The 11,897-nt window shown below is 62.3% G+C and carries 15 protein-coding genes and 1 tRNA gene; 8 read left to right on the top strand and 8 right to left on the bottom strand.

Going from position 1 to position 11,897, the window contains the following annotated elements; all coding sequences use genetic code 11:
• The first annotated feature begins 124 nt into the window (after positions 1-124).
• Entirely contained in the window at positions 125-322 is a 198-nt protein-coding gene (locus tag K288_RS0116785; protein ID WP_027580595.1) for a hypothetical protein, read from the top strand.
• Positions 323-398: 76 nt separating this feature from the next.
• Complete coding sequence (locus K288_RS0116780; RefSeq protein ID WP_027580594.1) at positions 399-866, top strand: GcrA family cell cycle regulator; 468 nt, start codon at positions 399-401, stop codon at positions 864-866.
• Here K288_RS0116780 and K288_RS0116775 read toward each other — a convergent pair whose 3' ends face one another.
• Together K288_RS0116775 and K288_RS0116770 are read right to left on the bottom strand one after the other, a co-directional pair.
• Positions 867-1,835 carry an SDR family NAD(P)-dependent oxidoreductase gene (locus K288_RS0116775; protein WP_027580593.1) on the bottom strand — a complete coding sequence of 323 codons (969 nt, stop codon included), beginning with the start codon at positions 1,833-1,835 and terminating at the stop codon, positions 867-869.
• Between the two features lie 152 nt (positions 1,836-1,987).
• Positions 1,988-2,194 (bottom strand): hypothetical protein, encoded by a 207-nt coding sequence (locus tag K288_RS0116770; RefSeq protein ID WP_064737330.1) that lies wholly within the window; start codon positions 2,192-2,194, stop codon positions 1,988-1,990.
• A gap of 290 nt (positions 2,195-2,484) precedes the next feature.
• On the opposite strand from K288_RS0116770, the gene K288_RS0116765 reads away from it, so the two are divergent.
• From K288_RS0116765 to K288_RS55510, 3 genes are all read left to right on the top strand, one after another.
• On the top strand, positions 2,485-3,705 hold the full coding sequence (locus K288_RS0116765; RefSeq protein ID WP_027580591.1) for a hypothetical protein: 1,221 nt from the start codon (positions 2,485-2,487) through the stop codon (positions 3,703-3,705).
• 33 nt (positions 3,706-3,738) lie between these two features.
• A complete protein-coding gene (locus K288_RS0116760) occupies positions 3,739-4,383 on the top strand; it encodes a PQQ-binding-like beta-propeller repeat protein (protein WP_027580590.1) in 645 nt (214 codons plus the stop codon).
• Positions 4,384-4,502: 119 nt separating this feature from the next.
• Positions 4,503-4,631 (top strand): hypothetical protein, encoded by a 129-nt coding sequence (locus K288_RS55510; protein WP_256378829.1) that lies wholly within the window; start codon positions 4,503-4,505, stop codon positions 4,629-4,631.
• Positions 4,632-4,864: 233 nt separating this feature from the next.
• Here the strand turns inward: K288_RS55510 and K288_RS50655 are convergent, their stop codons facing one another.
• Together K288_RS50655 and K288_RS50650 are read right to left on the bottom strand one after the other, a co-directional pair.
• Positions 4,865-5,023, bottom strand: a complete 159-nt coding sequence (locus K288_RS50655; protein WP_084799629.1) for a DUF2934 domain-containing protein — start codon at positions 5,021-5,023, stop codon at positions 4,865-4,867.
• On the bottom strand, positions 5,020-5,193 hold the full coding sequence (locus K288_RS50650; protein ID WP_084799633.1) for a DUF3606 domain-containing protein: 174 nt from the start codon (positions 5,191-5,193) through the stop codon (positions 5,020-5,022). Before K288_RS50650 ends, K288_RS50655 begins: the two co-directional genes overlap by 4 nt.
• A gap of 350 nt (positions 5,194-5,543) precedes the next feature.
• Here K288_RS50650 and K288_RS0116735 point away from each other — a divergent pair, with 350 nt between their 5' ends.
• Both K288_RS0116735 and K288_RS45755 read left to right on the top strand, forming a co-directional pair.
• Complete coding sequence (locus K288_RS0116735; RefSeq protein WP_027580589.1) at positions 5,544-5,765, top strand: hypothetical protein; 222 nt, start codon at positions 5,544-5,546, stop codon at positions 5,763-5,765.
• Between the two features lie 9 nt (positions 5,766-5,774).
• The gene (locus tag K288_RS45755) at positions 5,775-7,208 is read left to right on the top strand and encodes a cytochrome P450 (RefSeq protein ID WP_051334579.1); all 1,434 of its coding nucleotides are present in this window, start codon (positions 5,775-5,777) and stop codon (positions 7,206-7,208) included.
• A gap of 1,997 nt (positions 7,209-9,205) precedes the next feature.
• Here the strand turns inward: K288_RS45755 and K288_RS54725 are convergent.
• Positions 9,206-9,658: a hypothetical protein gene (locus K288_RS54725; RefSeq protein WP_244443161.1), complete on the bottom strand. Its 453-nt coding sequence runs from the start codon at positions 9,656-9,658 to the stop codon at positions 9,206-9,208.
• Between the two features lie 306 nt (positions 9,659-9,964).
• Positions 9,965-10,042: transfer RNA gene (locus K288_RS0116705), tRNA-Pro, on the bottom strand.
• Positions 10,043-10,268: 226 nt separating this feature from the next.
• On the opposite strand from K288_RS0116705, the gene K288_RS0116700 reads away from it, so the two are divergent.
• Positions 10,269-10,487, top strand: a complete 219-nt coding sequence (locus tag K288_RS0116700; protein WP_027580586.1) for a hypothetical protein — start codon at positions 10,269-10,271, stop codon at positions 10,485-10,487.
• Positions 10,488-10,643: 156 nt separating this feature from the next.
• On the opposite strand, the gene K288_RS0116695 is transcribed toward K288_RS0116700, so the two are convergent.
• Positions 10,644-11,261 (bottom strand): MerR family transcriptional regulator, encoded by a 618-nt coding sequence (locus K288_RS0116695; RefSeq protein ID WP_027580585.1) that lies wholly within the window; start codon positions 11,259-11,261, stop codon positions 10,644-10,646.
• Positions 11,262-11,501: 240 nt separating this feature from the next.
• Positions 11,502-11,834, bottom strand: coding sequence for an integration host factor subunit alpha (locus tag K288_RS0116690; RefSeq protein WP_027580584.1), 333 nt, complete (start codon positions 11,832-11,834; stop codon positions 11,502-11,504).
• Between the last annotated feature and the right edge of the window lie 63 nt (positions 11,835-11,897).

The raw sequence follows: 11,897 nt of genomic DNA, 5'->3' as shown, positions 1-11,897 counted from the left end.
TTTTCCCACGATTTTCCAATAAGATAGAGCGCGAAAAGCGAATCAATTTGACTCACCAGTGCAAAACTAAATAGAGTCTGAATAGATACTTTTCTGTACAGGCGTAAAAGGCTAGCGTTTTGCCATGGCCACGGAGAAAGCCGAGACCGATCGCATTCCCGTCACGTTGGCGCTCTCGACCATCGCTTACATGGAGAAGCTGGTGAGACAGGGTACCCATGGCACCAGCGTCCCCGGCGTCGCCCGGACCTTGATCGAGGAAGGCATCCGCCTCGCCATCAAGGATGGGCTGTTGTCGATCCGTGACAACGGCAAGCCGTGAAGCGAGGCGTCAAACGGTCCGACTGAAGGGTGGTCAAGCCAACCCGGAAACCTTCCGGCAACCTGGGACCATCGCCATGACCGCTATCCTATCGATCTGGACCACCGAACGCGTCGAACAGTTGAAACGCTGCTTCGATGCCGGACTGACCTGCCGCGAGATCGCCGTCGACATCGGTGTCAGCCGCAACGCCGTGATCGGCAAGCTCTCCCGCCTCAACCTGACACGGGAACCGCGCGACGACGCCGAACGGCCGCCGCGCAAGGCCTCTCCCCGCGCAGCCCGCGCAAGGACAGTGCGGCATCAGATCCGGATGCTGCAGGCCGAATACGGCGAGGCGCCGCCGGAGGAGCCGATCGCCAACGGCCATTGCTGTTCGCTGCTCGAACTCGACGAGCAGCGCTGCCGCTGGCCGGTCGAGACGCCAGACGCCACCGATTTCCGCTTCTGTGGCAACCGGCCGGTCGACGGCCTGCCCTATTGCGCAGGCCACGCCCGGCTCGCCTATCAGCCGAACTCTCGCCTCCGCGTGGCGCGGGGGTAACTAACCCAATCGCCAGCCGATATCCGACTTGATGCGCTCGAGGAATTCCGGCGTGTATGCCAGTTCCGGCGTCTGGCGCACGCGCTCGTCCAGCACATGGGCGTCCTCGCCGACCAGGATACGCCAGCGATCGGCCTTGACGCCGTCGAGGATGATCCTGGCCGCGGCGGCCGCCGTGGTCGGCGCGTCATCGTGGAACGTCCGCGCCCGGTCGAGCGCGGCCTGCTGGATTTCTTCGTCCGACATTGCATCGACATCGATGCCTGCGCCCTTCATGCGCTGGCGCGCCTGCAGGATCTCCTGTTCGGTCAGCCGGTCGGAATCGGTACCGATCTGCACCTTCCGCGAATTGGAGACGATCGAGGTGCCGATATGGCCGGGCATCACCACCGAGCACTTGATATGCGGCGCATTCAGCCTGAGGTCGTTCATCAGCGCCTCGCTGAATCCCTTCACCGCGAATTTCGCCGCGCTGTAGGCGGTGTGCGCCACGCCCATGCCGACGCTCGCCCAGAACCCGTTGACGCTGGAGGTGTTGACGATGTGCCCCTCGTCCGCCTTCACCAGCAGCGGCAGGAAGGTGCGTACGCCGAGATAGACGCCGCCCCAGCAGATGTTGAAGGTGCGCTCCCACTGCTCGCGCGTATTGGTGAACAGGCTGCCACCACCGCCGATGCCGGCATTGTTGAACAGCAGGTGGATCTTGTCGGTCGCCTGCTGTTCCATCAGCTCGTCGCGAAAGCGCTTGAAATGATCCTCGATCGAGACGTCGGCGACATGGGTCGTGACGCGCAATCCCTGCGGCAGCTTCTCCGTTTCGCAGAGCCGCTTCGTCTCCGCCATGGCTTCCGCTGAGACGTCGCACATCGCAACATTGCAGCCCTCCGCCACGAGCTGGCGCGCCAGCTCGCGCCCCATGCCCGTGCCGCCGCCCGTGATCACGGCAATCTTCCCTGCAAATTCCTTCATTGGAGACGCTTCCCCCGTGTTCTTGTTGGTTGATGCGTCCCATTCCACCATGCGGGAAATCGACGCCCGGCGTTTGTGCCGGTGGCAGTGAGATTATCGAATGTGGGGGCTGTGATCCAGTTGCGCCGCTTCCGGATGCGGCGGTTCGCTACCTAGCCGCTTCGTCGCCTCGCGATCAGCCTGAGCCACGGCCCCGAATGGAAGGCGGTCATCAGCAGGTACATCGGGACCATTCCCCCAAACGGCGACGTGCCTTGCGAGCAGAGCATATCGGGCGCGCCGCCGACACAAGCGGTCAACAGCGCCATGACCGCGAAGGTCGGCGCGGCCGCGAGCGATAGCCAGTCGGCCGCCGACATCCTCGTTGTGACCGTCGAACGAGCATCAACGTCGAGCTTTGAACAGTTTGTCGTCATCGCCAAGTTCACCTCTTGCTATCGCTCGTCGAGTGGCCCGGGCCGACCGTCAGCACCGTGACGACGGCCTCAGCCCACTGCACCGTGGCGGTGAGGAATGTTGGGGAAAGGATCGTCCAGTCGACCATGGGTTGGCCTCCTTTTGCCTCCTCGCTGCGTACTGGTCTGTAACGGTGAGGTAGACTAGGACCGGTCGCGGAAGGGGTGAGAGTGACAAGTGTGACGGGATTTTCATGGACTCGCTGATCACGGCCGCTGCGCGTGCGCTCGCGATGGGCGATCCACTCGGCGCATTGAACCGCGTGGCGCTGCGCGAGGATGCGGCGGCGCTGGCGCTTCGCGGGATCGCGATGGCGCAGCTCGGCGATTTCGTCCGCGCCAAGGCTCTGCTGCGCAGCGCTGCGCGCGCCTTCGGCCCGAAGGAGGCGATCGCGCGCGCCAGATGCGTCGTCGCGGAGGCCGAGATCGCGCTCGCTTCCCGCGACCTCGGCTTCCCCGCCAAGGCACTCGACGCCGCGCGGGCGACGCTCGAAGCGCACAGCGATTTCGTCAACGCCGCGCATGCTCGCTATCTCGAGATCCGCCGCCTGCTCCTGATCGGACGCCTCGACGACGCCGAGCGCAGGCTTGCCGAACTCGACCCTGCGCCCTTCCCGCCCGCCTCGAGGGCCGCGCACGAACTGGTCGTTGCCGGCATCGCGATGCGCCGCATCCGGACCGAGCCGGCCCGCGCCGCGCTAGCGCGGGCAGAGGTCGCGGCGCGGCAGGCACGGATCCCCGCACTGACGGCGGAAGTCGAAAGCGCGGCCCTGCTGCTCGGCACGTCAGCGGCGCGCCTGATCGCACGCGGCGAGGAGCGTCCGCTCCTGCTCGATGAGATCGAAGCGTTGCTGGCGTCGAAGTCGCTGGTCGTGGACGCGTGCCGCTATGTCCTGCGCGAGCGCGACACGACGGTCTCGCTCGCCACGCGTCCGGTGTTGTTCGCGCTTGCCCGCGCGCTGGCCGAAGCCTGGCCGAACGACGTGACCAGGGAGACGCTGGTCGCGCGGGCATTCCGCGGCAAGCATGCCGATGAATCGCATCGCGCGCGGCTGCGGGTCGAGATCGGGCGGCTTCGCGGCATGCTTCGCATGCTCGCCGACGTCAGCGCGACCAAGCAGGGGTTCGCGCTGGTGCCGCACCACGCCCGCGACATCGTCGTGCTGGCGCGCCCGGTCGAAGAGGAGCATGCGGAGGTGCTCGCCTTTCTCGCCGACGGGGAGTCGTGGTCGAGCTCGGCGCTGGCGCTGGCGCTCGGCTCCAGTCAGCGCACCGTGCAGCGGGCGCTCGACGAGCTCGCGGCAAGAGACAAGGTGCAGTGGTTCGGCCGCGGGCGCGCGCGCCGCTGGATGACCCCGCCTTTGCCGGGTTTCGCGACGACGTTGTTACTCACCGCGCCGCTGCCAAATGGCTAGGGTGCCTCCACTTTCGAACAGCGAGGAGGAAGCATGATCACGTCAGCAGCCGAAATCATCCGCGAATACGGCCCATTCCCGGGCGTCGACCACGTTCATGGGCTGACATACGACGGCAAGCTGGTCTGGTTCGCGTCCGGCGACCGGATCAGCGCCATGGATCCGGCGAGCGGGGACACGGTGCAATCCATCGATGTGCCGGCGCATGCGGGGACGGCCTTCGACGGCCAGCATTTGTTTCAAATCGCTGAGAACCGCATCCAGAAGATCGATCCGAAGAGCGGCCGCGTGCTCGCCACGATCCCCGCGCCCGGCGGCGGCGCAGATTCAGGGCTGGCCTGGGCCGAAGGCACGCTCTGGGTCGGGCAGTACCGTGAGCGGAAGATCCACCAGATCGACCCCAAAACCGGAGCGATCCTCCGCACCATCCAGTCCAACCGCTTCGTCACCGGCGTCACCTGGATCGACGGCGAGCTTTGGCACGGCACCTGGGAAGGCGACGAAGGCGATCTGACCAGAATTGATCCCAAGACCGGAGAGGCCCTGGAGCGCCTCGCGCTGCCGCCCGGCGTCAGCGTGTCAGGGCTCGAGTCCGACGGACGCGATCAATTCTTCTGCGGCGGGGGCACCAGCGGCAAGGTCCGCGCGGTGCGCAAACCCAAGCGAAGCGCGAAATAGCCGGCTCGTTTGCCTGATCCAGCTCGAACGCGGCGCAGACCATCTGCGCCGCGTTCGCGCTTTGAACCTTGAGCCGTCTGCGGCGACCTACTTCCGGGAGGCAATGGATGGAGGCCGTCATGACCGATTGGCACGATACCATGGTCGATCAGCCCGAGGCTGGCAGCGGGGCGTACCTCACCGGCTGGACCATCAGCGGCCTCGCCGTGCTCGGCACCATCGTCGCCGTTTGGGTGCTGGGTATCTAGCAAGCCGTCACGCCGGTCTCGTTTCGCTGCAGCGAGAGCGTCCGTCCTCCGTCGCCTGCGCCAGCTTCAGCCATTCCTCCGAAAGCCGATGCCATTGCTCTTTCTCAAGCGGGCCTACGGCCTTGGCGGCGTGCTGACGGCACTCTTCGGCCTGCTTGCGGAATCTGTTTGCGTCGTCTGCCATGACCGCAGCTGCACTGTTCCAACCGTTGCTGCTTGAGCGCCGTTCCGGTTCACAAGGTATCCGGCATCTTCAACTCGTGCTGGATCTGCTCTTGCTTGAGCTGGCGCTCCGCTTCGTACCAGTAACGCTCTTCTTCACCTTCGGGGCTTCCCGCCGCTTCCCACAATCGAAAGGCGCGCGCTCGGATCGCCTGCTCGTCCACCTTCATCTGCCCAGCTCCTTCCGGACCGTGGCGGCGCTATTGCCAACCTTGTCGACAACCTTCTGCAGCCGCTCTCTCGTTATCCCGAGTTCTCTGGTCCAGTACTTGACCTCGAAGTCCTCGTGCATGTTGATCTTGGAGCGGTCGCGTTGATCCCTCTTGGTCAGACTATCCATGGCGATTCCTCTTCCTGCCGATAGAACGCCATAGCGCATTGCATGTTCCCGATTGGCCGTGATGGACCTTGCTCGCATCAACGGCCGCCGCTCTCCCTGCCTGATCGGCATCTCCATTTGCACCAGGAGGTTGCTGCTGACGTCCTTGCCCAGTTCGAGCTGTCAGCGAGTGGAAATATGGCTGCGACTGAACCAGCGGCTTCTTCCGGCGCCGAACCCGGCAGGCATCTCCTTGCGACGTGCGAGCACGGCAAAAAACATCGGGAACATTAAATAGGTTAACTCATTTATTTTTTTAATGCGATATTTAATTCGTCAGTTTAATCTCGTCAGGATCAAGGAGAAGTCGAATGAAGACCGGTTCTGGCATTGCCGCCGCGATTTTGGCGCTTGGTCTGACGACCGTCACCCTGCCCGCGCAAGCCTGCAACGACAACGGGAATTGCGAGTACGCCCCCGGTCACAACAAAGTCAGCGGAGCCCCCGGGCCGATCGCTGGCGCAGGCCTTCCGATTCTCGCCATTGGCTATGGCGTCTACTGGCTGATCAGGCGCCGCCGAAAGCAGGACTGAACTTTTCCCGTGGACGCACCAACAAGCGACGGGTGGCGTTCTCCGCCGCGTCGGCCGCCAGGCCCGCGCGGCGTGCCGTTGCTTGGAAACCTGCTGGCGCTCGGCAAGGACCCGCTTCGCTTCTTTCCCGAAATGGCGGACCGGTACGGCGACTTCGTCTCGCTCAATCTTGCCGGGTGGAAGGCACTCTTTGTCAGCGACTTGCCCGCGACCGAGAAGGTCCTCGTCCAGGAACATCGAAACTACATCAAGCACACGTTCTTCTGGCGCCATGTAACGGCGGTGTTCGGCAAAGGCCTGCTGACCAGCGAAGGCGCGCTTTGGCAGCGCCAGCGGCGCTTGGCTGCGCCTGCCTTCGCCGGCGAGCAACTTCGTGCTTACGACGACGCGATGGTGACCCTTACCCGCCGGATGCTTGATGGCTGGAAGGATGGCGAGATCATCAACATCCATCCCGAGATGATGGGACTGACACTGCGCATCGCAGCCAAGACTCTGTTTGATTCTGAGGTGGAGCAAGACATCCGCGACATGGACGGTGCAGTAAACGATCTCATCGTGGAGATCGCATCGCGCTACAAGCGCCCGATCCTTATTCCGGACGCGTTTCCATTGCCCGGCCACCTCAGATATCAGCAGGCGATCCGAACGGCCGAGAGAGTTGTTTCGTCCATGATCGCTGAGCGGCGCAAGGGCGGCCTGGACCATCGAAATGACTTTCTGTCGCGTCTGATGACAGCGCGCGACGAGGCGGGAAAGCCTATGAGCGACTCGCTGCTTCGAGACGAGGCGATTACGCTCCTGCTTGCAGGGCACGAGACCACGGCTCTGGCACTTTCCTGGACCTGGTTCCTGCTCGGCCAGTATCCGGGCGTGGAAGCGCGCATGGCCGCCGAGATCGCGGAAGTGCTGGGCGATCGCCCCGTAACAGCCGACGACCTTCCGCGCTTGAAGTTCACCGAAAGCGTCGTGATGGAAGCGATGCGGCTTTACCCGCCGGCGTGGGCGATCGGCCGGGAATCCGTGCAACCTTTCGAGCTTGGCGGCTACTCCTTCGAAGCCGGGACAACCATCTTCATCATTCCATGGGTCCTGCATCGCAACCCGCATTACTTCCAGGACCCGGAGACTTTCCGTCCCGAGCGCTGGATGGGCGACCTTGAGCGTAAGCTGCCCCGCTTCGCCTATATGCCGTTCGGCGGCGGACCGCGCGTCTGCATCGGCCAGCGTTTCGCCATGATGGAAGCCGTTCTGGTGCTGACGACGATGGCGCAACGTTTCTCGATGGAGTGGCTGCCGGATCGCAAGGTGACGCCATTTCCGTCGATCACGCTGCGCCCTCAGGGGGGCGTGTGGCTCAAGATCAAGGAGCATCCGACGCTGAATGGTCGGAGCGGCGGAATTGAACCATCCTTGGGAAACTCTCGTGGTCAAGTTGCATGAGCGCGCACCAGATCCCCCAAGTTGGGACCCCCTGCCCTTTGCAGTCCGGTCCCGCTCGGCTGCTTTCTTTGCCTGTTGTGTGAACTATTTCACATTTCGCGCAGCATGGTCCTGCTAGAATACCGTTGCTGGGATTTCAGGGCACCAGTTGAGACACGCCGCCGGGACAATGTATTTCGAGCCCGGCGGCGCAATTTTATCAACCGCCAAGTGTTGGGGCCGAGATGAACCTGCGAAAGCTTCATATCGAGGGTTAAGTAGCGACGGTATTCCCACAGCTTCACAACCGACCCCTCCCGTACATTGGATGCTCGATGACCGACGACAAAGTCACCCGTCTGCGGGCTCATAGAAGCAACATCAGCCGATATCGGCGGCTGCTTGGAACCAATCTCTCGGACCTTGAGCGCGGGTTCGTCGAAAGGCGCCTGAACGAGGAAAGGTTGGCTGTGCAAAGCTTGACCAATTCTCTGGTTTCGACCTGTCGCCTGGATTGGAGCGGTCCGCCGGCGTGAACCGGCGGCGAACGTGGCGAGGTAGCGACCTCGCCGATCTCAGCGAGATCGCCGGCCAATCCGCGAACAGATTGCCTATTTTTCCCGGTGACAAGCCATCGCGAGTCGCTTTAATCATGACGCGCCGGCCGTAAGCCGCGCGACGCGAGACGACTTCGATGGAAGAGTACAGGGCCTATTTGCTTGGGCCTGATGGCAGGATTGTCAGCCGTATTGATCTGCTTTGCAGCGACGAGGACACGGCCAAGGAACGGGCCGAGCAACTCGCGCAAGATTGCGCAGTCGAACTTTGGCAGGGCGACCGTAAGATCGCCACATATCCACCGCGGCACTGATGGTGTAGCGCGTCCGTACGTTGTTACACTCGTAACTCTCAGATCATAGCTCCGCCGCCCAACGCAGGGTAAAGCGTTGGCACATACCGAAGGGTGATCTGATGAGAAAAGACGACGTGACCTGTCCCAAGTGTGGGGCGGGATTCCGCAGGATCGAGCTATCGTCTGAGAAGGGCGAGCCGGGCGAATATCGCTGCCCCGCTTGCGATACGTCGCTGGAGACTTTCAGCGGCAACAGCGCGGTCGCTTACCGTTTGACGATCCAGCCGTCCATCAGAGGGTTCTTCAAGGGTTAGACGGCCCCTCGGGACAGAAACGAAAAACCCGGCAGGTAGCAGCTGCCGGGTTAATTCGCGAATATGATCAGGTGATACGATGCGGCAATTAAATGCCGAAGCTTGTAACGAGGGAATGAAAATCGGCTCAGTAAGAATGCGGATACCCCACCGGTGAGCACAGGTGTGCACCAGCGCGAACACCAGATTCTTGGATTGACGCGTTTCTTCACGCGAACCGGCGTCCACTTTGCTCGAAAACGCTTTGGCGTTGGGCGCCTGTTGAAGGGAAGCCCGCCATTGGCGACGGGCTCAAGGTTAGGGAGGCGCGCCTGAGGGACGCCATTTCAGTCTAGAGCGATTCGCATTTGTATCCTGTGTGGCAATTCACACGCATCAACAGGAAGTTGCGGCTACGCCGCCACCCCGAACCCAAGCAGCAAATGCGCAACCTTTCGAGAAAGCCGCGCTTTGAGGTTGCATGCGCGGTCGAGCATCGAGGACGGAGCGCCTTACGCGAATTTAAGCCGCGGAAGACCGCGTCCGAGACGCCGGCGTCCTATATCAATGAGCAAGGGAACGCTCAGAGGGTGTCCTGGCCCGGTGAGTGAAAGGAAGAGACTGTGTTGGTTTTTGAAGGAGTCATGTTCGCCGTAGGTGTGCTGATGGTTGCAGTGTCAGCGTACTTCATGGCTATCAAACACATCAGAAACGCGAAGCTGCCACGGTAAGGTTGGATCAAGCGCGGCCAACGTCGCTCCCTTGCTCCATGTCGAGCACGATGTACACTTCCGCTAACGGCGGGCCATCAGCCCACCAAAACAAAGGGCGCGATCACCGCGCCCTCTTGATTTTCGATCTCCGGGTCGAGCCTACGGACAAGTGTCCCAGAAGCCCTGCCGTTGCGTCCAGTCAGTGTAATACCAGCAAAGACCAGGCGCGGGCGGCGCGCCCGCCCACGCAGCGGCGGTTGCGGCCGCGATGAAGCCAAGCGCAGCACCTGCTGCGATTGCGCCGCCGGGACGCCAAGTGTAGCGCGGCGGACGCGCCCAGGGACGATGGGCGCCAATTGGGGGACGATGCACACCTGGCGGACGTGGGCGATGCGCACCAGGTGGCCGAGGGCGATGCGCTCCGGGCGGACGGGCAGCCGGTGGACGAGGACGATGGGCGCCGGGAGGACGATGCGCGCCCGGAGGTCGACGCTGCGCACTCATGTCGGTCACAACGGCCGCGTTTGCTGGTGAAGGAAGCATCGCAAGATCCACTGGCCACGTTAATGCAATCGCAGCGAGCAGCCCGGCTCCTAGGGGTCGACGAGCCATTTATCCTCCTGGCATTTGTTAGGGCAAAACCAAGTTCGAACCGCTTTGAGAACTTTTGGTTCCGCGTGCCGCCAAACTCTGGCTTTCCATCCATAAAACAAATGTTCGATGTGACATTGACGCAACCCTTACGGATTGCGCCGGCGTGATCCTCTCGTCATCGCATTTTTTTCGTGAAACGGAGCGGCAGGCTGGCTTACCGGCTTCCCGCTTATGCGGGGCCAGAACGGTCGGCGAACAAAATTGTAAACCGGGCGGTCGCCTGCAAACCGCCCGTCTGGGTACACATCAAAACATTGAAGATTTTGGTCGGAGCGAAAGGATTTGAACCTTCGACCCCTAGTCTCCCAGACTAGTGCGCTAACCGGGCTGCGCCACGCTCCGATATCGTTCCATTAGCTGCGATCAGGGCTTCGCGCAAGGCGCGATCGGATCGTGCTCACCGAGCCTTGTCCCGCGGGCGGCTCTCGCAGAAGCGCGCGACCGAAACGGCTCGGCTTGGGCCCGCCGCTCCAGATTGAGGCAGATCAAGCCAAAGTTCCCGTCGGCGCGGTAGTTGGGTAGCCGTTCCGCCAGTCCGCCCACGATCCCAAAACCAGAGGCAAACGAAGTGCAGACCTTCTATTTCGACCGGAAGGACGGAGTTCCGACCCGCGACCGGATCGGGAAGCAGTTTTCATCGGACGCCGAGGCTATCGAATACAGCAAGGAGCTCGCCGCGCATTTTCGCAAGGAGGCTCCTGCTGAACCGGACCTGGCGATCGTGGTCGTCAGCGAGTCAGGACGCGAGGTGCACCGCGAGCCGGTGCATCCGCCGGCCGGCTCCTAGAGCGTTTTCGAGCGAAGTGGATACCGGTTCGCACAGCAATCAAGTTTACGCAGATTGCGTAGACTTATCTGCGCAGAAAACGCGTCAAAACAAGAATCTAGAGCTTCGGTTCTGATTCAATCAGAACCGAAAATGCTCTAGACAGCCCGGCCGCGATTACCGGCTTTCGCCGTCCTTCAATGCCGAATCCAGCATCTCCCGGCAGCTGATCAGGTCCTGCAGCGCGCGCTGCAGGCGCTCGCGGTCGGCGGCAGGGATGCCGCGGGCGGGCGCCGCTGCGGCCGCAGGCTGCGCGGCCGGTGCCTGCCGGCCCTTGAAGGGGGCAAGGATGCCGTCCTCGTCGGGGTCGACGAAGCGGTAATCGATCTCGATAGCGTTGCCGTCATCAAATTCCTCGTCCTCGGCATCGTTATCGTGGCCGGCGGCCTCCTCATCCTCCTCGTCGGGTTCCCGCAGGCTCTGGCCGATCGCCTCCTCGACGGCGCCGAAGGAGATCGCCGCGCTCTGGTCGGCGACCGCCTGGACCGACTTGATGCCGTGCTCCTTCAGGATCCGCTGCACGCCACGGATGGTATAGCCCTCGCCGTACAACAGACGGCGAATCCCCTTGAGCAGGTCGACATCGTCAGGGCGGTAGTAGCGGCGGCCGCCGCTACGCTTCATCGGCTTGATCTGCGCGAACCGCGTCTCCCAGAAGCGCAACACATGCTGGGGGATGTCGAGTTCGTCCGCTACCTCGCTGATGGTACGGAATGCATCGGGCGCCTTTTCCAAATGCCCGCTCCCTCTCCTAGAGCGTTTTCGAGCGAAGTGGATACCGGTTCGCGTCAAGAAAACGCGTCAGAACAAGACTCTAGAGTTTCGGCTCTGATTCAACAGAACCGAACATGCTCCAGAGCATGATCCGCGCAAATGCGCTTGCGACAGACGCCACGCGTCCGCGCCGTGATCACACTCGAACAACGATAGCGCGGGATGACGATTCGAAGAAACGTCATAACGCCCAAGAAGGACTTATCCGCTCTTGCCTTCGCCGTTGGTCGGCCCGTGGTTGCCGTTGATCCGCTGCTTCAGGATCGCCGACGGCTTGAACACCATCACCCGCCGCGGCGAGATCGGCACTTCGGTGCCGGTCTTCGGATTACGTCCGATGCGCTGGCCCTTCTTTCGCACCATGAACGAGCCGAAGGATGACAGCTTCACCGTTTCACCCTTTTCCAGGCAATCGGTGATTTCCTTCAAGACGAGCTCGACAAACGCCGAGGATTCGGTGCGCGACAGCCCCACCTTTTGGTAGACCGCTTCGCACAAATCGACTCGTGTGACTGTTTTACCGGTTCCGGTCATCGCCTGCCCCGCACTCTCGGCGAACAAAATTTGTCCCCTGAAATTAGGAGGTTAGCAGGCAAT

Source organism: Bradyrhizobium sp. Ai1a-2 (assembly GCF_000426245.1).
Taxonomy (GTDB): domain Bacteria; phylum Pseudomonadota; class Alphaproteobacteria; order Rhizobiales; family Xanthobacteraceae; genus Bradyrhizobium.
This window is presented reverse-complemented; position numbering and strand designations above follow the sequence as displayed.

Bases quoted from the DNA above. Each gene is read 5' to 3' on its own strand.
- K288_RS0116770 (WP_064737330.1), bottom strand. From the start codon at position 2,194: ATGTCGGCGGCCGACTGGCTATCGCTCGCGGCCGCGCCGACCTTCGCG.
- K288_RS0116780 (WP_027580594.1), top strand. From the start codon at position 399: ATGACCGCTATCCTATCGATCTGGACCACCGAACGCGTCGAACAGTTG.
- K288_RS0116765 (WP_027580591.1), top strand. From the start codon at position 2,485: ATGGACTCGCTGATCACGGCCGCTGCGCGTGCGCTCGCGATGGGCGAT.
- K288_RS54725 (WP_244443161.1), bottom strand. From the start codon at position 9,658: ATGGCTCGTCGACCCCTAGGAGCCGGGCTGCTCGCTGCGATTGCATTA.
- K288_RS0116760 (WP_027580590.1), top strand. From the start codon at position 3,739: ATGATCACGTCAGCAGCCGAAATCATCCGCGAATACGGCCCATTCCCG.
- K288_RS50650 (WP_084799633.1), bottom strand. From the start codon at position 5,193: ATGGATAGTCTGACCAAGAGGGATCAACGCGACCGCTCCAAGATCAAC.
- K288_RS50655 (WP_084799629.1), bottom strand. From the start codon at position 5,023: ATGAAGGTGGACGAGCAGGCGATCCGAGCGCGCGCCTTTCGATTGTGG.
- K288_RS0116735 (WP_027580589.1), top strand. From the start codon at position 5,544: ATGAAGACCGGTTCTGGCATTGCCGCCGCGATTTTGGCGCTTGGTCTG.
- K288_RS0116690 (WP_027580584.1), bottom strand. From the start codon at position 11,834: ATGACCGGAACCGGTAAAACAGTCACACGAGTCGATTTGTGCGAAGCG.
- K288_RS0116775 (WP_027580593.1), bottom strand. From the start codon at position 1,835: ATGAAGGAATTTGCAGGGAAGATTGCCGTGATCACGGGCGGCGGCACG.
- K288_RS55510 (WP_256378829.1), top strand. From the start codon at position 4,503: ATGACCGATTGGCACGATACCATGGTCGATCAGCCCGAGGCTGGCAGC.
- K288_RS0116785 (WP_027580595.1), top strand. From the start codon at position 125: ATGGCCACGGAGAAAGCCGAGACCGATCGCATTCCCGTCACGTTGGCG.